Here is a 22,709-nt window from a genome sequence, read left to right as displayed (position 1 = left end):
CACATACAGTCCTCTGACTGCCTGATTTTTATACCAGTTTACCACACTCTTCCCCTACAGTATATAAAAATCCCACACAATAAAGAACAGACAGAAAACTCATTGCCATTCATAGCAACAAGCTCTCTGTCTGTATTATAATGGATCTGCCAATGAAAACGATCCCATAACCTTTACTCAGATACCACCTCTGAAACTTCAAGTTCTGCCTCGCAGGGCTTTGCATCAGAAATATTTTGCTCTGTTTTTTGAACAGAAGCTTCTTCCTCAAGCTCCCGGGCAACATGATCCTTGTATTTCTTTCCTGTCAGAAGAACGGCGCTGGTAAGAGCTGTAAAAGGAGCAACGGTCACAAGTCCAAAGCTTCCCACAATAGTATCCAGGATTTCCGCAGATACATATTTATAATTTAAAATATTTTCTATGGGAGTTCCCTGTGCCATAAAAGTCATAAGAAGCGCAATATAGCCGCCGGAATAAGCAAGAAGAAGGGTCGTTGTCATAGTTCCCATTGCAGCCCGTCCCACATTCATACCGGAATGCGCCGCCTCCCTCCATCCAATAGAAGGCTTTTTATGCACCACTTCATTCACTGCAGAGGTGATATCCACAGCAAGATCCATCATAGCGCCGGATGCTCCGATAAAAATACCGCTCATAAATATTTTTGTCAGGTTCAGATCCTGATATCCTGAGTATAAAAGGCTTTCTGAATATGCCATTACTGCCCCGTGGATTTTAAAGGCATCTGTAAAAATACACCCGATCACGCAGGTGACCAGAACACCCAGAAGCGCTCCACCTGTCGCCGCCACGGTTTTCCGGTCAAATCCATACACCAGAAAAATAATGATCAAAGTCAGAAACGCTGTAATAAGAATCCCACACCACACCGGATTGATTCCGCCCAGGTAAGCCGGAACAAGGATCTTCCATATTGTCAGTATGGTGATCACAAAAGAATATACTGCCCTGAGCCCTGTCCATCCGGCAAAAGCAATCAAAAGCACCACGAACATCCCTGCCAGAAGAATCTCTTTGTCCAACCGGTAATGGTCACTCATGGTTACCGAAGTGATTCCGTCATCATTATAGCTGACAACTACATGAGCAATGTCTCCTTTTTTAAACATCTTATCAGACTCCAGAGAGCCGCTGAGCATATTTACTGCTCTGGTTGTCTGTCCTTTAAATTTCCCTCCAAGAATCTCCACCTGACAGAACTGCTCCCCCGACTGGATCAGACCGGAACTTTTTACTGTGCTCTCGTCTGTAGAAACCACCTTTGCCTTAACCTTATCTGTTCCCTGATAAATAACAGCATCCTCATAGCCTGTTGGAAGGACCATGAGGATGACTATCAGAAATATGGCAATTAAGGAAACAGAACTTTTTTTCAGTCTGTTTTTCATTCCTTACTGTACTCCTGTAATTGCTGCCAGCTTATTAAAAATATCTGTATTGTCATAGTAGCCGTCAAACTGCTCCTGCTCTGCACCCATTGCAAAGACTTCTACCGGAAGTCCTGTATGTGCATAAGAAGCAAAATTAATTCCGGATTTATTATTCAGGATATGGGTGATCGTTACGGTAAGAGGTTCATAGCTTCCATAAAGGAGATATTCTTCCTGACCGAATTCTTCTTCCTCTCCTGTGCGGCTCATAGTTTCATCATAAGCTGCTTTTAACTTATTATATTCATAGTCTGTCATTACCAGAGTACCGCTTTCTTCTCCCTCAGGATGTACGTCCTTGCTGTCTGCCTGATTGGTGGCTTCCGCTTCTTCCTGAGGTGCCTGCAGTCCAAAAAGCTCTGTAATGTCTTTCATAACCGTGTCAAAATCTGTTTTGTTTTCTTTATATCCGGCTACATAATCAGAATCAAACTTTGCATAGGAAATTTTCTGATTACTGATGTTTGTAAGGAACGTGTCATAATCTGTTCCTGCAAAACCGATCGTCATGCCGCCTGTTTCATGATCGCCGGTTACCAGGATCAGTGTTTCGTCCGGATGTTCATTATAAAACTCTACTGCTTTTCCAATTGCATTGTCCATAGCCACAGTATCTGTAATGGTAGCTGCCGCATCATTAGCATGGCAGGCCCAGTCAATTTTTCCGCCTTCCACCATCATAAAGAAGCCTTTGTCGTTATCCAGAACTTCAATACCCTTTTCCACATAGTCAGCAAGCGCCCATTCGCCTTCTTCACGGTCCATATCATAGCTCATTGCATCATCATCTGCCAGCGTTTCATCAATCACAATGGATTTTCCATCTTCTGCTGTCAGCGCTTCTGCTTCAGCCTGAGTTTTTACTACTTTATATCCTGCTTCCTCCGCCAGCTGATAGAGATCCGTCTTGTCTCCGTCCTCTCCGGTAGGTTTTTTCAGACCGCCGCCTGCAAAATAATCAAATTCACTGGAAATCATTTCCTGGCCGATTTCATAGTAATTATTTCTGGATGCCTGGTGGGCATAAAAAGCAGCCGGAGTAGCATGGTTCAGATTTACTGTAGAAAGGATTCCCACCTTATAGCCAAGCTGTTTCTTCAGCTTTTCTGCAATGGTTTCATAGGGAGTTTCCATTTTTTCATCCATGTTAATGGTTCCGCTGTATGTTTTATGTCCTGTTGAAATAGAAGTTGCTGTGGATGCAGAATCCGGACAGAAAGATGTACTGTCATAAGTCTGAGCTGAGCCTGCTACCGGAAATTTCATCATATTCAGTTTGCTTTCGCTTGTGAGAATATCATCCCCATCATCCTCTATGGCATTCAGATAATAGTTTGTTGTCTGAATCTGAGGATAACTCATTCCATCGCCAATAAAAAGAAAAATATATTTCGGCGCCTTTACTTCCGCATCCTGCGCTGCCGTTTCCTCCTGAGCTGTCTCTGCTGCATACACCTGTGCCGGTACCGCACATGGGATCATCATAGCAGCTGCCAGCAGTAACGCACTGATTTTTTTTGCATTCATAGAATTTTGCTCTCCTTTTCCTGTTTCTTTCATCTTATTCAGATTGCAGTTATCGAAGCGTTTTACTTCCTTACAGGAACATATCTTATCAGGGCAAAATAAAATTTATCTGCATGTATATGTTAAATATATATCAAAACTTTTTCAGAATGTAAAAATCCGGAAACATTTTATACGTTTCCGGATCCAATAATTTTTTATTTAAGTACTTATCACATATCCTCATATTTCATCAGATACTTGCAGATTTTCTGAAGATCCTCTTCCTCACTTGCTATTATTTCCAAATGAAGTTCTTCACTCTTAGAAAATAATTGTGTCATAGATATATACTGGCACAGTTTAGATTTCAAGTTCAGACGGTCACCTTCGCCTGTTAAAAGTTCTACATGCCCCTTGCAACTGTCAACAACCTTAAAAAACTCCTGTGCATTTGTAATCCCGTCAATTTTCATATGAACTCCTTTACAGCGTATAGTAATCTGTTTCCTGATTTATTCCTTTGATTCGCTCTCCCAGATTCTCATACAATGCCATTTTCAGACCTTCTGCATCTTTATTTTTTAAAGCATCAATATAACTTTGATGTTCCGCAATCATCCTTTTTACACCTGTAGTATTTTTAATCACATCACGTCCATATATCAGTTTAAAAAATGACAGCGTATCCCATAATGATTCAATCACACCACACACCCTGTCCATTCCACATATGGAATAAATGGCAAAATGAAATTTTCTGTTCTGAAGATACAGTTTTTTAGCATCTATTTCTTCTTCCTCAACAATCTGAATATATTCTTCCTGTATCTTCTCCAAATCTCTGATCTGATCTTTCGTAATCTTTCTGCAAGCCTCTCCAGCTGCAAGCGGTTCCAATAACTGTCTCATCAGATAAATCTGTAATACATCTTCCTGCTGCAGTGATACCAGTCTCATTCCTACATATGGAACAGATTCTGCTAGTCCCATTTTTTCAAGACTTTTAAGAGCTTCCCTGATCGGCATACGGCTGACACCAAGCTGACGGGCCAGCTCTTCTGTATTAAGCTTCTCTCCCATCTTCAGTGTTCCATCCATAATCCAATCCATCAACTTATTTAATACCTGCATAGGTAATGTATCTCTCTGCAGCATTACAGAATCTTCCTGATTCATTGTCACCCGATTACTAACCATATAACCTTTACTCTCTTATCCCTAATATTTACAGACCAAGCTTTTCAACAATCTTATCCAGAATGGCAACCTGTGCTGTTTCTTCTACTAATTCTGCTGTATGCTCTGCTGACAGAGGGTCCTTGCCCATCGCAACAACACCATGATCTGCAAGAAGAAATGCATTAATATTTGGTGTGTTTTCAAACATTTTTTCCACCATCGGTACATCCTCAGGACGTACCATTGCAGCATGTACATCCAAAGTTGGATAACCTTCTGGATTTTTTAATCTGGAATGCCATGTAACGAGCGGAAGATCTTTTTTTGAGGAAGACCATCCAATGGCATATGGAGAATGTACATGTACTACTGCCTGAACATCTGGACGAAGTTTATAAATGTATCCATGCAGTAATGCTTCTCGTGTAGGCTTTCCTGTTCCCTCTATCAGATTTCCTTCAAAATCTGTAATCAAAAATCCCTCTGGCGTGCAGTCTCCCAAAGAACCTCCACTTGCCTTTACCAACATATTTTCTGTCCCTGGGATTCTGGCACTTACGTTTCCGCCACTGCCAGTCTGTATGCCTCTATTATAAGCCCTTTTACTTGCAATAACAAGTTTTTCTGCTATTTCATATGCCTTCTGATCCATTGCAATATCTGCCTCCTGTTCCTTCTATTCTTCTCCAAAATCTTTTGGTAATTTTCCCTGCTTTATCATTTCTTCAATAATATAATGTGCTGCTTTGATTCCGAATTCCGGAGTATCCAGATTATGAGGGATTACAATCACTTCCACATTATCGTTCACATTGTCTATGATCGTCTGAATCAATATAGCATCACTTTTTGGTTCATATAATTCCTGTCCCTCCAGAGTGTTATGCCGCATTCCTTTGGTAGGAATCAGAAGTTTTACCGGATAAGTAACTTTGCTGAGTCTTTCTGCAAGGATTTTCCCTAACGCCTCGGCCTCTTCCGGCAGAATTTTAATATGAGCAGTATTGGCATTATGAAGCATATACTTTCTTTCATCCATTCTATCTGGAAGTTCATTTGTACCATAGTCCACAAAATCAAGTCCTCCAAGACTGATTACAAGAGGTATTTTCTTTTCCACAGATTCCACCAGACGAATTTTAGCTTTTGGTCCATATGAAAATCCTCCCCCAAAATACTCTGAAGTTAGCTCATGAAGAGTCAGATCCAGGATGCCATCCACCAGTCCATTGGCTGCCATATCTTCCATGGTTGCTCCTCCAACACCTGTTGCATGAAAGCCAATCACTTCAAGTCCCATTCTTTCCAGTTCTTCAACCGCTGCCACTGCGCCTGTATTCGTAACACCCATAAGAGTCACTGCCACCACCGGTTTATCTCCTTTTTTCAATACCTGTCCTGCACATTTTACCATGCCAACACAGCAGGCGCATGCATTGGAAATAACCTGACGAGTTACGATATTAAGACCTGTAAAATCACAAATTGCCGGCATGACAGTAATATCTTTATCTCCGACTACCAAATCAAATTTTCTGGTTCCGCTTGCCACAGTTGTTGCCATAACTTTCGGAAATCCTACCGGAAGCTTCTGCATCGCATTTGCTGCCATAACCGTATTCTGAAGCCCTCCCACAGAAATGATACCGTCTATTTTTCCCCTTTCATACAACTTCACTACATAAGAGGCAACGGCTTCCTTCATAAAATCAATTTTTTCCCCTTTGGACTTTGATTCCATATCCTTCCATGAAGTACCATAACTTTCCGCAATCTCCTCTCTTGAAATGTCATAGTTATAAGAAGGCGCCGGTCCAGTCGCAGTATTGAGCACCACTGCGTTTAATCCTTCATTTTTAATGAAATCACTGATAAATTTTGCTTCTTTATACTTCGTATCACAACTTTCTATTACTGCTATTGTTTTCATATTCTCACCAATTCTCTTTCTATATAGATATTGTGAAGATCATTCTTTTACAAACAACCTTCACAATATCTTACTACAGTTTCCTATTCATTAATGTCTTTCAATTAATTCTGGCTAAAATATTTTGATTCTGCTTTTTTCGCCGCTTTTTTTGCATCTTTATCAATAATTGCTTTCTTATATTCGTCAAACACAAAATCTGTATCTTTCTTTCCGATTACCGGAATCTTATTTTCATGAGAATCTTCGTATTTTTCTACTGCAGCAGATAAAATAACATCATGAGCAAGAAGAAGATGTTTATGTGGATCCACACCTGCTTCTTTACAACGACGTACAGTATCACGCACTGTTTTCCATGCAGCTACGATATCTACATATCTTCCTGGAGGACAAATATCATAATGTAATTCATCCTGCATATCCTGCGGTGCATCAATATTTCCCATTACAAATACAGAATCTCCTACACAGAAATACGGTCCTTCTTCAGTTTCAACGACAACTGTCATGTGTCCTGGACAATGTCCAAACGATTCATACACGCTGACGCCTGGTGCAATTTCAGCTTCACCCTTTACAGTTTCAAATCTTTCATACACACCTGGCTGATCATATGGCGCAATAAACTTGTCTCCACATGTTACATCTCCGTCTTTTGCAATGATTGGGCGACAATAGGATTTATAGTGAAGCGGTATCGGATTATGCGCATAGTCCCACTCTACTTCATTACAGATAAACCGGGCTTTTGTGAATTTCTCAAGATAGAAAACATGATCCCAGTGAAGGTGAGTGAATAATACAATATCTACATCTGATGGTTTGTATCCCACCTGTGCCAAACGAGATTCGATATCATCAATTCCCTGTCTCTGGAGAGATGGCCCATGATGATATTTGTCTGCATGCTCGGTCCATGACATACCTGTATCTACCAGAATAAGCTGATCTCCGCCTTCAATCAGAAATGTCATATCTGGAAGCTGATCTGATTCATTTGTGATTCCCAACTTCTCTACATATTTTTTACAGGAAAAATGATACCAATACTCCAGCGGTTTTGTTGGAATGTAGCCTGAATTAAGTGGTCTGATTGTCAATGCCATAATAAAATTCCTCTCTTTCTTATATGTCTTTTTATTTAAAATTCTTTTGTTCCTCAGTTTTATTCTGCGCCTCACGTTCTGCAATCGCCTCGTCAGAATAAATACCAAGCTTCTTCTTTCTCATATGTTTATCGCAAACAGATGTAATGATCGGTGCTGTAAATGCTGTTACAATCGCCGCTACTGCCAACTGTGCGGTTGCTGTACTTGAAGCAGCCTGCCATGTCGGATCTACTTCTGCCAGAGAAGCCGGAACGCTTGTCGCATTGGCCGCTGTTGTACCAATAGCAGCCCCCATAGCATTCCTCTTTTTCTTTGGCAAAGTCAACTGGAATACAAAATAGAATACAAATGCAGATAATGCCGAAATAATTGCCAGAACAACACCTCCAATTCCTCCTGCCGCAATACTCTTAAGACTCATTCCTGCTCCAATTGGAATCATCATAAAAAATGTAATGATCGGCATTGCCTCTGCGGCAACCTTGCGAAATGTATTATCAAGATTTCCCCATATAATACCAACGATAAGCGGGATCAATGTCGCAATAAAAGATTCAATGGGAATGGAGGCCATACCAGCTGTTCCCATAGCGATCATTGTAAAAAATGGTCCATCATTCAAAGAAAGAATGGAAATCGCACCTGCATCCGTTTCGTCTCCATACTGCTGTGCAAGACCTAAATATAATCCCCCAGCTGAATTGGTAATACCTGCAATCATTGCCATGGAAGTAATTCCCATAAACCCTGCCTCACCGCAGAATTTTGCAACCAAGAGCCCCAATGCCACACCAAAAACAAGTTTCATAAGTGTCAGTGTACAACCTTTGTACAATGGCATCCCAATCTTCTTAATATCAATGGAGGCTCCGTTCAACAGCAAAAACATTCCAAGAAGACAAGCAGTTCCCGTCTTAAACATTCCCGAAGTAAATCCTCCAATTCCCAGTACATTCGGAATAAATGTGTTTGCAAGTACTCCTATCAGCATTGGCACAATAATTAATCCTCCAGGTACTTTCTGCATAAGTCTAAAAAAACTTTTTTCTTCTTTCATCCTTCTTTCTCTCCTTTCTTTGGATATTGGATATTGGATACGATTTATTGTGCTTTTATAATACAATCTATTTTTATTTTTGTCAATCCGACTATATATCTAATATTTCTCTTGTATTTTTGTGTATTTTCACCAATATTGTTTATATGTATAAACTGCACTTCTTATTAACTTATCAAATTCATCTGCATTCCATGCAGATCTTCCCACAAACAATCCGTCTATTGCTGACTGAACAATCAACTGATCTGCATTTTCAGGATTTACACTGCCACCATACAATACCGGAATCTTTTCCGCCTGATTGCCAAAAATTTCAAAAAGTACTTTCTTGATTTCCATATGCATCCTCTGGGCATATTCTGACGTTGCCGGAACTCCATTTACCCCAATTGACCACACTGGTTCATATGCTACCCATATATTTTTACTCTCTTTCGGATCCACTCCATAAAATCCTATTTTTAGCTGCTTCCGTAAAATTTCCGCACTAATCCCGTATTCTTTTTCTTCTGCTGTTTCTCCAACACATAACAATGTCCGAAATCCATGTGCCAGGGCAGATCTAACCTTTTTATTTTCTTCTGCATCACTTTCTCCAAACACGTGACGTCTTTCAGAATGACCAATCATAACCAGCTTTACACCCAGTTCCTCCAGCATACAGGGCGAAATTTCTCCCGTAAACTGTCCTTGATCTTCCCAACACATATTCTGAGCACCTATTACTATATCGTTACAGTCACTGCATCTCACCGCTGCCGGTAAAGCTGTATAGGAAGGTATGATAAACAGTTCTATTTCCTCTCTGCTTATATTTTGCGTATTCTCTGCCAACTTTTTCAGATATTTTTCTGTTTCCCGTACCCCCTTATACATTTTTAGATTACTGCCAAAATACAACTTTTTCATAAACTGTTCACCTCACTGTTATCGATTATTGTCATACTCAATAAAAGCGTCAATTTTGGACTGAGAAGAACATCCCGGAACAAATTCATTTGTAAAAAAAGCATCAACCATCATTTCCCGCACTTTTACCCCTGTGGTAAATGCTCCCATACACATGATATTAGCATTATTGCTAAGCCTCGCTCTCGTTGCGGAATACACATCTGATACCAGCGCTGCATATGCTCCTTTCACTTTATTAGCAGCAATAGATACGCCAAGTCCTGTTCCACAAAGTAAAACTCCTCTGTCATATTCACCAGAAGCAACCTTCTGTGCTACATTGATTGCAGTATGTGCATAGACTGGATCAACGCTTCCAAAATCGGTAACGTCGCCATACCCTTTCTTCTCAATATACTGAATCAATTCTTCTTTTACTTCTTCCGCATTCGGATCACATCCAATTGCTATTTTCATTTTCACTCCTCCTTTTTTCGGATATTGGATATTGGATACGATTTATGCTTTTATAATAGCACTACACTAAATACTTGTCAATGTATATTTACTTTTAAACAATTTGGGAAATATTCTTCAGCGAATTTTGTATCAAATGTTATATAGACTAAAAAACTCCCGGAAACATATCTGAATTCCGGGAGTTCCTGTTTGTATGAAATTATATCTCTGAAATTTACTCTTCTGTACTTTCTTCGTCCGGTACTTCTTTTGCATGGACAGCTGTTACCATAACTACCACCGCTTCCGGATCTGTTTTCAGATCAACATTTTTATCGGAAGCAATATCAAGATCTTTTACATAAATCGCATCGCCCACTCTCATATTTCCCACATCGATCTTTACTTTATCTACGAGAGCAGAAGGATATGCGGTATAGGCAATCTCAGTAAGATTCTGCTGAAGCACACCTTCCAGAACCTTGTCATGGTTTACAAGCACTACTTCTGCAACAGAATGAACCTTTTCATTTTGTACCAGAGCCTGAAAATCAATTTCGTCTACTCTTCCTGCCAGAGGGTTAAAATCAACTTCCTTGATCAGAGCATCATACGTTGTTCCTTCAACATCCAGCATGATCTGGCTTCCTTTGTTGTCTGTTTTCAAAAGACGCTCCACATCCGCTTTCAGCATCTTTACAGGAATGGAGCCTTCGATTTCACGGCCAAACACATTACCTGTTACATAGCCCTCTCTTCTCAGTCTTTTTGCTTTCATTTCTTTGCTTCGCTTTTCAGCTTTTAAAGTATTCATTTACCTTTTCCTCCAAAAATCTGATTGCTTAGCAACCTTCAACTTTTTTATAAAAGCAGGTTTTGTTAAGTAAGTTTTCTTTTTACATTGTTTATTATAGTCCTGCTGGCAAAAAAAGATTAACCAAATATTTGTTTTTTACCAGATATATCTTGTTTATTATTGAATAATATTTCAAATTATATATTATATTCAAACAATTTCTTTATGTATTTTTACAAATACTCATGCTTTCTGTATCAGAATCCCCAAAGATACTTCTGCACCTTCTTCCTTATTATGATACTCCAGAAATCCTCCCTGAGATTTTATAAAATCCTCTGCGATTGAAAGTCCAAGGCCCTGATGTTTTCTGTCATGGCGGCTTTCATCTCCGCTGAAAAATGCTTCTTTTCCATGAATAAGGGCCTTTTCACTGAACCCTGGTCCATAATCCCGCACAGAAATTCTCAGATATTCTCTGCGCTCCTGCCCCTTACTACTGTCTGATCTTCCTGCCGGGTCTTCTTCTCCAGTAAAATCTTTCTTCGTCTTTTCTCTTTTAACCAGTTTCTCAATCATCACGCAGATTCCTTTTTCCGGATCTGTGTGCTCCATAGCATTGTCCACCAGGTTTCCCCATGCTCTGAGGATATCTTCCTTACAGCAGAAGATACGCTTTTCCTCTTCCGTTCTTTTTTCTGAGGAACTGTCACTTTGCTTTAAGTCTTTTCCCACATATTTTTCTGGTTCTTTCTTTAGCTGTACGTCAAAGGATAAGGGTATGTTTCGAACTGCTGCAAGCTGCCGCACAAAATCGCAGAATTCCCCTGTCAGTTCCTCTACAGAAAACTCCTGCCAGTTTTTAAGTTCCTTTTTTCCTTTCAGTACCTGTCTCATAGAATCCAGATAATTTTCAATAAACCCGGTATTTTTCAGGATTTCCTCTGCACACTCCCGGTCATCCTCTTCCAGATCTGCCTCCGAAAGAAGTTCCGCATTCCCCCGAACTACCGTCAGCGGTGTTTTGATATCGTGAGCAAGGGCAGAAAGCTGCTGATTTTTCAGCTGCTCGGTATCCCACTGATTTTTCAGAGAAACTTTCAGGGCCTCCTTCATTTTTTCAAGAGAAACCATAACCTCATCCACTTCCCGGATTTCAGAGGTTCCGGTAACAAATTCCAGATTATTTTCAGAAATACGGGACGTTGCCTCAGTAAGACAGGCAAGCTGTTTTTTCAGTTTTCTGCCAAATCTTCTGGACAGAAAATATCCGTTCAGTATCGTAAGGGTAATAAAAATTCCCAGCGTCAGTATCATATTGAAGGTTTCCGGTGAAGGAAGGATCTCATTAAGCTTTTCTTTCGCATAGCGCATGGCAACAAAATACTTTACAATACAGATTTCACCGTTATTTTTTTCCACAAAAAAATAATATCCCTTTCCCTGAGGGTATATATTATCTGTTTTATATTTTTTCCAGGCATCCTTCTGCACTTCTTCGTCAAAGGTTCCGTAAAGAAATCTTCCCTCCCGGTCAAACACACCGTAAAGACTTCCTGAAGGAATCATTTCCTCTGCTGTAAAATCTGTTTCCTGAAGTTTTTCCTTTGTATTTATCAACTGCTGCTCCGCATGATTTGCAGAAAGAAAAGGACCGGGTGGCATCAGGATTATCATAAACATTACTGTGCCGGAAATCAGAGCCGCAAAAACAGTTCCTGTCACAAACATAAAAATATACCGGCCGAACAGCCCTGCAAGCGATGTCTTCTTTTTTCTTATTTCCATTTATATCCGATCCCCCACACAGTTTCCACCGGCGATACTTCATACTTCTGAAGCTTTGCCCGTATATTTTTTATATGCTCGGTAATGGCTGAACTGTCCCCTTCTCCGTCATAGCCAAATACATGCTCGTAAATTCTTTCCTTGGAAAATACCTGCCCCCGGTTCAGGGCAAGATATTCACATATCGCATACTCACTTTTTGTAAGAGGGATCTCCTCTCCCTGAAAAAACACCTGTCTGGAATTCATGGAAAAAGACAGCTCCCCAAAAGTTATTACATGCTTCTTTTCTCTGTTTTCTCTTCGTAAATGTGCGGAAACTCTTGCTCTCAGTTCCCCCAGTCCAAAAGGTTTGGTAATATAATCATCTCCGCCGATCCCAAGCCCGGTCATAAGATCTGCCTCGTCTGTTTTTGCTGTCACAAAAAGAATGGGGCAGTCCACCTGATCACGGATTCTCCTGCACAGACTGAATCCGTCAGTTCCCGGCATCATCACATCCAGAAGGAGCAGCTGATAATCATTCAGTCTCCGGAAATCCAGCTTTTCCGGATCATCCAGAATATCTACCTGATGTCCTTCTTTTTCCAGAGCTTTGCGTATCACGTTCAGTATCCCTCTGTCATCATCAATCGCCAGAATCCGCGCCATTTTTTCTTCCTCCTATTCGGAATATTCTCTTCCCTCATAAAAATGAAACCATACAAAGATTATGACACAAAGAACCGTTCCCAGCAAGATGCAGGTCAGGATATCTCTCAGATCTGTATTGGCAGCTCCCAGAGCCATTCTTCTGTTAAACTCTTCTGCAAGATACAGAGATGCTCCTCTGGAACTCCAGGAACAGGGAAAATACTGCCATTTTCCCTGTCCGAGTCCGGTGAGAAACAAAGCAGAGATCAGAAGCTGACCTGTGGAAACAGCCAGAGATACTGATTTCGTAAAACAAAGATTCAAAAACAGATGTTCCAGATAAAGGGGCAGACTTCCCAGCCATAAAAACACTCCTGATTTCAGAAAAACAGAGAACGGTATCTCCATATCGCCCAATATTATTCTGTTTCCCAAGCCATAAAAGATCACAGCTCCCATTACTGCCAAAAAGGCCAGGATTTCAAGACTCATCCATTTTGCCAGAAAAGCACTTTCTCTCTTTCCCGTAATCATAAGAAATCCCTGCAGATGACCGGATAGCTCCAGGTCTACGTTTCCGGCGCAGATCACAGATGCCAGTACCGGAAAAACAATTCCCACTGCCTGCACAAAAGCAGAAAACTGAAGCTGTGCGCTGATCCGTGTCCATGCCAGGAAGAGAACACAGGCTACCAGAGGAACGATCACATGAATGGGAAACAAAAAGGTATGCCGCATTTTACAAAATTCTGCTTTTAACTGTCTCATTATTTTTCCACCTGCCTTTGAAACCATTTCCGTGTAAAATACCAGAAAGCCACAAACCATAAAAGAGAAACCACAACACCAACCGCAGCTGCCGGTACACTCATAAGCAGGGGTGTGTAAGTCACCTGTCCCGGCTGTGCCGGCAAACCGTTAGGCAGGGTTTTTAAAACAGGACACATAACTCTTGGTGTGATTCCATAAGGAATGAGAAAAAACAGCTTTTCCAAAGCCATAAGAGGGCCTGTAATCTGACTCAGTCCCACACTGATGATCACCATAACCAGCACTCCTGTTTTCTGAACCAGAAGCAGACACAGAGGAAGCTGCCACAGAGAAGTCAGCCATATTAATATAGCGGCAAAAACCTGCTCCGATACAGAAGGCGCATTGAAAAAAGTCATATGAAGTCCTTTTTCCATAACAGCAGCGCCTGCAAGAACAAAAATCATTAAAAACAAAGTGGCAAGCCCACTTACCATAACCGATAGCATCACCTTGGCGTCCCAGATCTTTCCCATGTCTGCCGGAAGTGCCCAGATTGTACGATTCTGTTTTTTGTGATCCTTTTCTCCGATCTGCCCGCAGGCCACTGCCAGAAATCCGGGCAGCATCAGCATATACCACCAGTTATAGCCATCCATTGCAAAATAATTATGAGTTAGCTGCGCAGACAAAAAAGCACATACTGCAGGCATCAGGATCATCAGTTTCCACAGAAACGTATGGCGATATTTCATTTTTTCCGCTTTAAAATATGTACTCATTTATCTCCTGCCTCCTTCTGCTGCCACAATTTTTATAAAAAGCTGTTCCAGATCCTGACTTTCGTCCACAATCCCCTCATACCCTAGTTTTCCGTTTGCCATAATTCCAATATAATCAGCAGTCAGCTGAATCTCGCTTAAAATATGGCTGGATACCAGAACTGTGATCCCCTGATCCGGAAAACTGCGGATCAGATGGCGAAGCTCCTGAATACCCAGAGGATCCAGACCGTTTACCGGCTCATCAAGAATCAGAAGTTTTGGATGCCCCAGCAGCGCAATGGCGATTCCCAGTCTCTGCTTCATTCCCAGGGAAAATTTTCCCGCCGGCTTTTTCCCTGTGTCTGTAAGGTCTACAATCTCCAGCACTTCCCGCATCCGGGCTTCTGTTTCTCCCAGGATCAGAGCCCGTACCTTCAGATTTTCCCAGGCAGACAGATTTTCATAAACAGGCGGAGTTTCGATCAGGCTGCCAATATCTTTCAGATCTGTCCGGATCCAGGGATGCCCCTGAAAAACAATCTGTCCGGAATCCGGACGCAAAATCCCCGTCATCATTTTTAACAGAGTGGATTTTCCTGCTCCGTTTGGCCCCAGAAGCCCGTACACACAATTTTCCGGTATTGACAATGTAATATTTTTTAAAACCTGCTGTTTTTTGAAAGACTTTTCAAGATTTTTGATTTCAATGATATTCTGACTCATCTTTTCCCTCCTGTAAGTAAAACATTTTTGAGAATCCCGGGATTTTCCAGTCTGATTTTACCCGTTTTTCTTTTGTACCTACAGGATAAAAGATAATTATAAGGAATTTATAAGGAAAATATATTAAAAGGAGACGACTGCTGCCGCCTCCCCGATCATTACAACTGATATCCTAATTCATATGCGGCACGCACTGCTTCAAGTGCCTGTGCAACTTCTTTTGCATCTCCAATGGCATATGTTTCGAATGTATCTTTTATTTCTTCATACAGTGGATTCCATGCTTTGGAACCAACCGCACATACTACATGGGTAAATCCCGGATATTCCATTTCGCCCTGCTTTGTATCTACAGTAATCGTTCCTGAATCTACCTTCTTTACCTTTGCTCCGGTTATCATCTGCACACGATCCTGTTTCAGACGCACCATAGTTGGAACCAGATTATTTGGCACCATTCCCTGACCAACGCAATCTGCCATCTCAATAAGAGTTACGCCTGCTGCGCCTCTGCTATGATGGAGTATATATTCCGCTGTCTCAATTCCAACCATTCCACCTCCGATAACTGCCACTTTTCCACCGGAAACCGGAACTTTTCCGCTTAATATATCATTGGCCTGGATCATCGTTTCCCTGCCTTCTACCGGAAGCACGATCGGCTCGGCGCCGGTTGCAAGGATCACAATATCAGGATTCTCCGACTTGATCACCTCTGAATTGGCTTCTGTATCGTAGTGTATTTCCACTCCATATCTGTTACATTCCTGTAAAAGATATATGATCCATTTTGAAATTTCCTGTTTAAATGGAGCTCTGCATGCCAGATTCAGCTGACCGCCTGCTTTTTTCTCTTTTTCAAATACGGTTACATGATGTCCGCGCTTTGCAAGGATTCTAGCTGCTGCAAGTCCTCCGATCCCCGCTCCGACAACCACAATGCTTTTTGCTTCCGATGCGGTTTTTTCTTCAAATTCCAGCTCTCGTCCTGCCAGTGGATTGATAACACAGGATGCAGGACGTCTCTTTGTCTGCTCTCCTACACATCCAACTCCACAGGCTGCACAGGGAGCAATTTCGTCGTAGCGTTTTTCTTCTGCTTTTTCTACGAAATCCGGATCTGCCAAAAGAGCACGTCCAAGTACAACACCGTCCACTTCATCTGCTTCAAGGATATCTTCTGCCAGCTGTGCATCCAAAATCTTTCCAACAGTGATCACCGGCTTTGTTGCTACTTCTTTAAGCGCACGCGCTTCTTTTAAGTTGATAAATTCTTCTTCTCCGTGACATGGGATAATCTTATTACAGCGCTCATACTGTGTTCCGCCGCTGATCTCGAAGCAGTCAACTCCATGTTTTTCCAGATAGGGGATCAAGCGCTTCATATCCTCTACCGTATTTCCCTGTGGATCTCTTTCACTTCCGGACATTCTTAAGATGATCGGAAAATCTTTTCCGCATTTTTCTTTGATCGCATCCAGAACCTCAAACAACAAACGGGCACGGTTTAACAGACTTCCGCCATATTCATCTGTACGTTTATTGCGTAACGGTGATAAAAATGATCCCAGTAACATATATGCATGAGCACAGTGCAGTTCAATTCCATCAAACCCGGCATCTTTTGCATTTTTACTTGCTTTTGCATAAAGATCAATAATACCCGGTAATTCCTGTTTTGCCAGTTCCCTGGTCATCTGTCCCATAGCGTTCGGGTACGCGCTGCTTGCCAGCGGCGCAACTCCATAAAAAGCACTGACACTTTCCGGACCCGGGTGTGTGATCTGTGGAATGATCTTACAGCCATACTCATGGATCCGGTCTGTAAAACTTTTGTATTTTCTGGTGCTCTCCTCATTTCGGAAGCAAAGTGTATTACCAAGGTATGGAACATTGGGGTCAACGCTTGTAGCATCTACAATGATACATCCTACTCCGCCCTTTGCACGTCTTAACCAATAGGCTTCCATCTTCTCATTTACAGTACCATCCTGGCTTTCGTATCCCAATGACATCGGAGCCATAAAAGTTCTGTTTTTTACTTCCATACCCGCAATCTTAAGCGGTGTAAACATGGTTCTCATACAGCTTGATCCTCCTACATTGTTCTTGCTACTTCAAATCCTTCTGCAATTGCATCCAGTGCGCGTCTGGCAGATTTTGCATCTCCGATTACATGACATGGAATCTGTCTCTTTTCACATTCTTCCACCAGTGAATGAGAATCATTTGCAGAAAATCCAACTGCAAATACTGCGCAGTCACATGGGATCAGAGTACCGTCTTCTAACATGATCCCTTCCTCTGTAAATTTGCACACCTTACTGTTTGGAAGCATTTTTACCTGCAGCTGCTGCATTTTCATCATAACGGCAATTTTACGAAGACTTCCAAGATCGCTTCCAATTGCATCCTTCATTTCCAGGATCGTTACATCACAGCCGTCTGTTGCAAGTCTGTCCGCTGTTTCAAGTCCTACCAGACCTCCGCCGATCACTGCCACTTTTCCCTTTGGAGAAACCTCCTGTCTCAGTACTTCTGTAGCAGAAACATGCTGTAATTTATCCATTCCTTCCAGCTTGATTTTAATCGGAGAAGAACCAATTGCCAGAATAACAGCATCTACGTCTGCTTCTTTTAACATCTGTGCATCTACTTTGGTATTCTTATGAACAGTGACAAGTTTTTCTGTCTGTTTTGCCATCTCAAGCGCTGCTGATTTCATCTCAGCTTTCCCCGGCGCTTCGCCTGCAAGAAGGAATTCTCCGCCCAATGTATCCGTAGCTTCAAATAATGTAACTTCATGTCCTCTTTCGTGCAGAATCTTTGCAGCCTCCATTCCTGCAACGCCTCCGCCGATGATCCACACTTTCTTTGATTTTTCTGCTTTATCCAGAACATACTCTGCCTCATGGCCGATCATCGGATTTCTCAGACAGGTAATATGAGGACGGTTTACAATGTCAGTAAATCCATCATAACATCCCTGATTACATCCAACACAATGCACAATTTCATCAACGTGTCCTTCACATGCTTTATCAGCAAATTCCGGATCTGCCAGCTGGGCTCTTCCCATTGCGATCATATCCACTTTATCCTGAGATAAAATATCTTCTGCCAAAGCTGCTGTATTGATTCTTCCTACTCCAACAGTCAGCATTCCTGTTTCTTTTCGAATTCTTGCTGCATTATCGATGTTAAATCCATTTGGTACATCGATCGGAGGAACCTCATACAAAGATGCCGCTGTGATAATATTACCACGTGACACATCCAGAACATCAACACCATGTTCTTTTGCGATCTTACAGAAACGAATAACCTCTTCAATAGTAAGACCATTTTCCAGCATATCATCCTGAGCATCGATACGAATAAATAATGGCATTCCTTCCGGCATATTTCTGCGGATTTCATCAATTACTTCTAATGGAAATCTGCATCTGTTTTCAAAGCTTCCGCCATATTCATCCTCTCTGTGGTTAAATCCGGCGCTCAGGAATGAATGCGGCAGATAGTTGTGCGCAAGATGAAATTCCAGACAGTCATATCCGGCCTCTACTGCTCTTGCAGCAGCTTTTCCGTAACATGCAACCACTTCCTGGATCTGTTCTTTTGTAATTGCCTTAATTGTATAATTGCCAAAATTCATATCAGAAACAACCAGTATCTGCGCTTTTGGATCCATCCTTGCCGCAATAGAGCCCTGCCAGAGCTGAACGCCTGCTTTTCCACCATTTTCATGGATTGCGTCTGTCAGCTTTTTATGCCCTTCGATCAGGTGATCCTCACTAATAGACACAAAATGAGCCGGTGCACTTGGAGTATGTACAGCTGCCACTTCCACAATATTCAGCGCACATCCGCCTTTTGCTCTGGCTGCATGATAAGCGATCAGTTTATCTGTTACAGCGCCGTTTTCATCCGCCATTCTGGTCCCCATAGCCGGCATGATAATTCTGTTTTTCAGCTCCATATCACGAATTTTGATTGGAGAAAATACATGTTCAAACATTTTCCTGTTACCTCCTGATTTTGATTTTATTCGGTATTTTGCTTTTAATTATAAGTCTTAAGGGTCAAAATTGATATTCATATTTCCTATAATCATTATCAATTATTTACTTTTTTATATATGTTCTGAATTGACTTGGCGTCTGATTCATATATTTAAAGAAACTACGCTGAAAAGAAGAAATACTTCCAAAGCCTACGTCACTGCTAATCTGTGTAACAGTCCGGTCTGTAGCAACAAGATAACTGCAGGCCATATGAATCCGAATTTCCTCCAGCAATTCCGAAACACTGCCTCCAAAAGCTTCTTTTGTCCTTCTCTCAATCAAATATGAATTTTTCTTCAGCTCTGTTTCCATTTCTTTCATCTGGAAATGATGATGAAAATTAAGTATAAGATAAATTAAAATCTGCAGAGCCTCTTCTTCCGAATGCATTTGCACACCGTTTCTGATATTTTTTGTCTGATACTCTCTCACACTTACATTCATGTAGCGTTTAAATACTCTGTAAAAATCTTCAACATTAGTAAATCCAAGGTAATCACTGATGTATTGAATATTCAGATCCGGAAAATGCAGCAGCGCACAGGCATTAAATACTTTTCCCATTTTCTGAAGCTGAAAAAAAGTATAACCACATCGTTTTACAATTTTACGATTTAATGTAACTGCAGTCATTCCCACAGCTTTTGCATACTCTTCCAGAGGTACGGTTTTACTTGTATCCAGTACCACTCTGTGGATAATGTCCCACACCTGATCCTTTTCCGAATTATCTTTTTTCTTCCTTTCCATAGCATATCTGCAATACAGTGCATGAAGCTGCATGGCAAGGTAAATGTTCATATTGTGCAGCAAAAATTTTTCTTCTTGTTCTTCTACCAACAGGTCATCTAAAATCCGAAGAACTCTTTGTTTTTCTTTTGGAGTCAGAGTAAACAACGGAGGAACCCCATAAATTAACATCTCATTTTCATTTGCCTTATGTTGTTCAAAACACAACAGCATAAATAATCCTATATGAAAAGAAACCTTTACACACTGCAAAGGTTTTCTAATATGTTCAATTTGATAAAAATGATGCATATAAAGGCAGAAAAAACTTCCCTCCTGGATCTGATATTTTTCTCCGTTGATACGGATATCTGCATCTCCATTTTTAACATAATAAATTTCTGTCATTTCATGAAATTTCTGCTCGACGTTTTTCTTTATTTCAAGTTCCTCTACATGAATCTGTTTTTCTTTTAAATTATAATAATCACTTCCGGTAAACCAATCCTTTTGATACCACATTCTTCCACCTCATTACAACAACCCGGCATTTATAATAAAAATCGACATACCCAAGATCAGCTTTGCTGCTTCTGGGAAATATAAATAATTTCTGTTTTAATGTCGTTCTTCTGCCATTTTTATCTTGGATATCATAGAGTATACCATTATCCTGTGTCAAAATACATACAAAAAACTCCCCAGAACCAAAGTCCTGAGGAGTTGTAAAATCTTTTGAAATTGTACGTCCCGAAACGTTTGATTATCGTTTAGGTAACTTGGAAGGCTTGATTTACTGGATTCTTGGAATGTGGTGTTATAAATCCTTATATAATGTACATTTAAGCCTTTTACTTACTATAAATCAGAATCATTTAAAATTCTACTTTCAGTTCGCCTTCTTTTTTAAAATAAGAACTACAAAAATAAGAAAAGAAGTCAAACCCAATAATACGTCTGCAAGATACAAGGATTTTGTAGAAATATACCCATAAACAGCACTTGCAAGAAAAAAAACTCCTATCAGGAAAAAAATTATTTTTAGCAATTTCATTTTGATGCTCCTTTCACTTTTTCAACAACGAATCAATCATTCATCTGATCATCTGATATACCCCAATTTTTGAGCTTTTATAATTGCTTTTATTGTCGAATCAACCTCCAGTTTCTCTAATATATTCTGAATATGATTTGTCAACGTTCTTTCAGATATGTATAGAATACTTGTAATTTCTTTTCTCTTCATTCCTTGTCCCAGGAAAGAAAGAATTTCTTTTTCGCGCTCAGTCAATACATCAACAAATACCAATGTCTGTGAAAAATATTCTTCGCCATTATAAATTTTTTCAATAATCTTTGTTAAAGAACGTGCATCAATATTTTTATTGGCAAATCCTTTTATTCCAATTTTCTTCGCTTCATATTGATATACCGGAAGATCATATCCTGTCAGTAAAAGAATTTTGGCTTTGGGTACATCTGCCAGTATTCTTTTCGCTAATTCAAATCCATCAACAGAAAAACCATTGCTCAGATTAACGTCTAACAAGATAATATCAAAAAAATCAATTCCCCAGCGATGCACAAATTCGCCATATTCTTTTTCGCTTCCTGCAATTTTCAGGCAATCAATTTTCATCGATTGTTTCAAAGTCAAAGATAAACTTTCTGCAAATAAACAATGATCATCGATTAACAAAAGATTCAATCGTATCCTCTCCCTTCATTTGAAACGCAATATGAATGACCAGACCAGATGGAACATTTTCTGAAAAACAGATTGTTCCATTCAGCGATTCCACTTGATTTTCAATTGTTTCCAGCCCTTTTCCTTTTTTCCAGTCTGATCCCATCAAAAAAATCCCATCATCTTTCAGAATCAGCTCCACCTGTCCTGCTTGATTTTTCAGAACTATTTCTACATTTTTTGCTTTTGAGTATTTAAATGCATTATTTACAATTTCTCTTATCCAACGATATACAATCGTGTCATATGGAGCAATTAATACAGTATCTCTGCTCATATCCAAGCTACAAAAAATGTCCTGCCCCGGATATTTCGCCTTGATCATATTCAATAGCAAATAATAATTCTCATATAAGGAGCAGGATGTTACCAGCTTAGGATCATATTGGTTCATCTTCTCTCGAATCCGTTGGTTCAAATGCTGAATTGTTTTTTCCATAATCCCCTTCGCTTCTTCCTGATCGTTTAATTGCAGTAACTGATTGACCGCATTCAGATCCTGAAGAACGTCATCATGTAAAAAATTGGAAAATTCTTTATAGATTTTTTCTTCTCTGAGAATCTGAGCAATTCCCAGTCCAAGCATCTTTGCTTTTGAAGTATTCCCTTCATATAATTGAAAAATGATGCTGAAAATATAAAGCATTTCAAAAAAGATTGTTCCATAAATCAAGAAATGCATCATGGATATTTTTAATATCAGAAGAAAAACAATAACCGTTACCAAAAGTAACAACACAATACTTAATAACACATTGATATCTCTTTTTACCTGTTTGTTGCGGAAAAACAATACTCCTGACAAAGTAAGCAGAATATTGAACAAAATCACGATCCATCCCACAGAAAACAAATCATAATGAATCCATCCCCATATGGGAATCGCCATATTGACAACAAATAATCCCATGCTCAAAAAAATCAGGAAGGTATAATTTCCTTTGAAAATAAACACGATTTTTTTTGCAAACATCATCATACAGCTGACAATCACAAGCAGCGATATCAAAATGTACAAATTAAAAATAACAGGTATGATATGAATTTTAAATACTGCAAAAGCGGCCAGGATTCCTGCCAAAACATATATCCTATATATCGTATCTAATTTTTTATCAATTT

Annotated in this window: 21 protein-coding genes; all 21 read right to left on the bottom strand. The window is 40.2% G+C overall.

Annotated elements, in window-relative coordinates; genetic code table 11:
* Nucleotides 1-173 precede the first annotated feature (173 nt).
* A complete protein-coding gene (locus LU279_RS01740; protein WP_274420407.1) occupies nucleotides 174-1,412 on the bottom strand; it encodes a YibE/F family protein in 1,239 nt (412 codons plus the stop codon).
* A gap of 3 nt (nucleotides 1,413-1,415) precedes the next feature.
* Entirely contained in the window at nucleotides 1,416-2,981 is a 1,566-nt protein-coding gene (locus LU279_RS01735; protein ID WP_274420405.1) for an alkaline phosphatase, read from the bottom strand.
* A gap of 212 nt (nucleotides 2,982-3,193) precedes the next feature.
* Complete coding sequence (locus LU279_RS01730) at nucleotides 3,194-3,436, bottom strand: polya polymerase (RefSeq protein ID WP_274420404.1); 243 nt, start codon at nucleotides 3,434-3,436, stop codon at nucleotides 3,194-3,196.
* Between the two features lie 10 nt (nucleotides 3,437-3,446).
* Nucleotides 3,447-4,160, bottom strand: a complete 714-nt coding sequence (locus LU279_RS01725) for a GntR family transcriptional regulator (RefSeq protein WP_274420403.1) — start codon at nucleotides 4,158-4,160, stop codon at nucleotides 3,447-3,449.
* A gap of 28 nt (nucleotides 4,161-4,188) precedes the next feature.
* Nucleotides 4,189-4,794, bottom strand: coding sequence for a class II aldolase/adducin family protein (locus tag LU279_RS01720; protein WP_274420402.1), 606 nt, complete (start codon nucleotides 4,792-4,794; stop codon nucleotides 4,189-4,191).
* A 24-nt stretch (nucleotides 4,795-4,818) separates the two neighbouring features.
* Nucleotides 4,819-6,072 carry a Tm-1-like ATP-binding domain-containing protein gene (locus LU279_RS01715; RefSeq protein WP_274420401.1) on the bottom strand — a complete coding sequence of 418 codons (1,254 nt, stop codon included), beginning with the start codon at nucleotides 6,070-6,072 and terminating at the stop codon, nucleotides 4,819-4,821.
* A gap of 104 nt (nucleotides 6,073-6,176) precedes the next feature.
* The gene (locus LU279_RS01710; protein ID WP_274420400.1) at nucleotides 6,177-7,181 is read right to left on the bottom strand and encodes an N-acyl homoserine lactonase family protein; all 1,005 of its coding nucleotides are present in this window, start codon (nucleotides 7,179-7,181) and stop codon (nucleotides 6,177-6,179) included.
* A 31-nt stretch (nucleotides 7,182-7,212) separates the two neighbouring features.
* Entirely contained in the window at nucleotides 7,213-8,241 is a 1,029-nt protein-coding gene (locus LU279_RS01705) for a 2-keto-3-deoxygluconate permease (RefSeq protein ID WP_274420399.1), read from the bottom strand.
* 129 nt (nucleotides 8,242-8,370) lie between these two features.
* Entirely contained in the window at nucleotides 8,371-9,153 is a 783-nt protein-coding gene (tpiA, locus tag LU279_RS01700) for a triose-phosphate isomerase (RefSeq protein ID WP_274420397.1), read from the bottom strand.
* Nucleotides 9,154-9,171: 18 nt separating this feature from the next.
* Nucleotides 9,172-9,612: an RpiB/LacA/LacB family sugar-phosphate isomerase gene (locus LU279_RS01695; RefSeq protein ID WP_274420395.1), complete on the bottom strand. Its 441-nt coding sequence runs from the start codon at nucleotides 9,610-9,612 to the stop codon at nucleotides 9,172-9,174.
* A gap of 217 nt (nucleotides 9,613-9,829) precedes the next feature.
* Nucleotides 9,830-10,408, bottom strand: coding sequence for a 50S ribosomal protein L25 (locus tag LU279_RS01690; protein WP_274420393.1), 579 nt, complete (start codon nucleotides 10,406-10,408; stop codon nucleotides 9,830-9,832).
* 225 nt (nucleotides 10,409-10,633) lie between these two features.
* Nucleotides 10,634-12,178 (bottom strand): sensor histidine kinase, encoded by a 1,545-nt coding sequence (locus LU279_RS01685; protein WP_274420391.1) that lies wholly within the window; start codon nucleotides 12,176-12,178, stop codon nucleotides 10,634-10,636.
* Entirely contained in the window at nucleotides 12,169-12,828 is a 660-nt protein-coding gene (locus LU279_RS01680; protein ID WP_274420389.1) for a response regulator transcription factor, read from the bottom strand. Before LU279_RS01680 ends, LU279_RS01685 begins: the two co-directional genes overlap by 10 nt.
* Before the next feature lie 12 nt (nucleotides 12,829-12,840).
* Nucleotides 12,841-13,578: a lantibiotic immunity ABC transporter MutG family permease subunit gene (locus tag LU279_RS01675; RefSeq protein WP_274420387.1), complete on the bottom strand. Its 738-nt coding sequence runs from the start codon at nucleotides 13,576-13,578 to the stop codon at nucleotides 12,841-12,843.
* Entirely contained in the window at nucleotides 13,578-14,342 is a 765-nt protein-coding gene (locus LU279_RS01670; protein WP_274420385.1) for a lantibiotic immunity ABC transporter MutE/EpiE family permease subunit, read from the bottom strand. The genes LU279_RS01675 and LU279_RS01670 overlap by 1 nt, the downstream gene beginning before the upstream one ends.
* A complete protein-coding gene (locus LU279_RS01665) occupies nucleotides 14,343-15,047 on the bottom strand; it encodes a lantibiotic protection ABC transporter ATP-binding protein (protein WP_274420383.1) in 705 nt (234 codons plus the stop codon).
* A 158-nt stretch (nucleotides 15,048-15,205) separates the two neighbouring features.
* Nucleotides 15,206-17,131, bottom strand: coding sequence for an FAD-dependent oxidoreductase (locus tag LU279_RS01660; RefSeq protein ID WP_274420381.1), 1,926 nt, complete (start codon nucleotides 17,129-17,131; stop codon nucleotides 15,206-15,208).
* A 14-nt stretch (nucleotides 17,132-17,145) separates the two neighbouring features.
* Nucleotides 17,146-19,065: a bile acid Fe-S flavoenzyme BaiCD gene (baiCD, locus tag LU279_RS01655; protein WP_274420379.1), complete on the bottom strand. Its 1,920-nt coding sequence runs from the start codon at nucleotides 19,063-19,065 to the stop codon at nucleotides 17,146-17,148.
* Between the two features lie 106 nt (nucleotides 19,066-19,171).
* Nucleotides 19,172-20,362: an AraC family transcriptional regulator gene (locus tag LU279_RS01650; RefSeq protein WP_274420377.1), complete on the bottom strand. Its 1,191-nt coding sequence runs from the start codon at nucleotides 20,360-20,362 to the stop codon at nucleotides 19,172-19,174.
* A 580-nt stretch (nucleotides 20,363-20,942) separates the two neighbouring features.
* The gene (locus tag LU279_RS01645) at nucleotides 20,943-21,548 is read right to left on the bottom strand and encodes a response regulator transcription factor (RefSeq protein ID WP_274420375.1); all 606 of its coding nucleotides are present in this window, start codon (nucleotides 21,546-21,548) and stop codon (nucleotides 20,943-20,945) included.
* The gene (locus LU279_RS01640) at nucleotides 21,526-22,668 is read right to left on the bottom strand and encodes a sensor histidine kinase (protein ID WP_274420373.1); all 1,143 of its coding nucleotides are present in this window, start codon (nucleotides 22,666-22,668) and stop codon (nucleotides 21,526-21,528) included. The genes LU279_RS01645 and LU279_RS01640 overlap by 23 nt, the downstream gene beginning before the upstream one ends.
* Between the last annotated feature and the right edge of the window lie 41 nt (nucleotides 22,669-22,709).

The sequence above is a fragment of the Blautia sp. XA-2221 genome, assembly GCF_028767025.1.
Classification (GTDB): domain Bacteria; phylum Bacillota; class Clostridia; order Lachnospirales; family Lachnospiraceae; genus Blautia_A.
The sequence above is the reverse complement of the archived record's forward strand: the minus strand, read 5'-3'. Positions and strand labels throughout refer to the sequence as shown.

Bases quoted from the DNA above. Each gene is read 5' to 3' on its own strand.
- LU279_RS01735 (WP_274420405.1), bottom strand. From the start codon at position 2,981: ATGAATGCAAAAAAAATCAGTGCGTTACTGCTGGCAGCTGCTATGATG.
- LU279_RS01690 (WP_274420393.1), bottom strand. From the start codon at position 10,408: ATGAATACTTTAAAAGCTGAAAAGCGAAGCAAAGAAATGAAAGCAAAA.
- LU279_RS01710 (WP_274420400.1), bottom strand. From the start codon at position 7,181: ATGGCATTGACAATCAGACCACTTAATTCAGGCTACATTCCAACAAAA.
- LU279_RS01695 (WP_274420395.1), bottom strand. From the start codon at position 9,612: ATGAAAATAGCAATTGGATGTGATCCGAATGCGGAAGAAGTAAAAGAA.
- LU279_RS01715 (WP_274420401.1), bottom strand. From the start codon at position 6,072: ATGAAAACAATAGCAGTAATAGAAAGTTGTGATACGAAGTATAAAGAA.
- LU279_RS01665 (WP_274420383.1), bottom strand. From the start codon at position 15,047: ATGAGTCAGAATATCATTGAAATCAAAAATCTTGAAAAGTCTTTCAAA.
- LU279_RS01660 (WP_274420381.1), bottom strand. From the start codon at position 17,131: ATGAGAACCATGTTTACACCGCTTAAGATTGCGGGTATGGAAGTAAAA.
- LU279_RS01680 (WP_274420389.1), bottom strand. From the start codon at position 12,828: ATGGCGCGGATTCTGGCGATTGATGATGACAGAGGGATACTGAACGTG.
- LU279_RS01730 (WP_274420404.1), bottom strand. From the start codon at position 3,436: ATGAAAATTGACGGGATTACAAATGCACAGGAGTTTTTTAAGGTTGTT.
- LU279_RS01675 (WP_274420387.1), bottom strand. From the start codon at position 13,578: ATGAGACAGTTAAAAGCAGAATTTTGTAAAATGCGGCATACCTTTTTG.
- LU279_RS01740 (WP_274420407.1), bottom strand. From the start codon at position 1,412: ATGAAAAACAGACTGAAAAAAAGTTCTGTTTCCTTAATTGCCATATTT.
- tpiA (WP_274420397.1), bottom strand. From the start codon at position 9,153: ATGAAAAAGTTGTATTTTGGCAGTAATCTAAAAATGTATAAGGGGGTA.
- LU279_RS01650 (WP_274420377.1), bottom strand. From the start codon at position 20,362: ATGTGGTATCAAAAGGATTGGTTTACCGGAAGTGATTATTATAATTTA.
- LU279_RS01725 (WP_274420403.1), bottom strand. From the start codon at position 4,160: ATGGTTAGTAATCGGGTGACAATGAATCAGGAAGATTCTGTAATGCTG.
- baiCD (WP_274420379.1), bottom strand. From the start codon at position 19,065: ATGTTTGAACATGTATTTTCTCCAATCAAAATTCGTGATATGGAGCTG.
- LU279_RS01705 (WP_274420399.1), bottom strand. From the start codon at position 8,241: ATGAAAGAAGAAAAAAGTTTTTTTAGACTTATGCAGAAAGTACCTGGA.
- LU279_RS01720 (WP_274420402.1), bottom strand. From the start codon at position 4,794: ATGGATCAGAAGGCATATGAAATAGCAGAAAAACTTGTTATTGCAAGT.
- LU279_RS01670 (WP_274420385.1), bottom strand. From the start codon at position 14,342: ATGAGTACATATTTTAAAGCGGAAAAAATGAAATATCGCCATACGTTT.
- LU279_RS01685 (WP_274420391.1), bottom strand. From the start codon at position 12,178: ATGGAAATAAGAAAAAAGAAGACATCGCTTGCAGGGCTGTTCGGCCGG.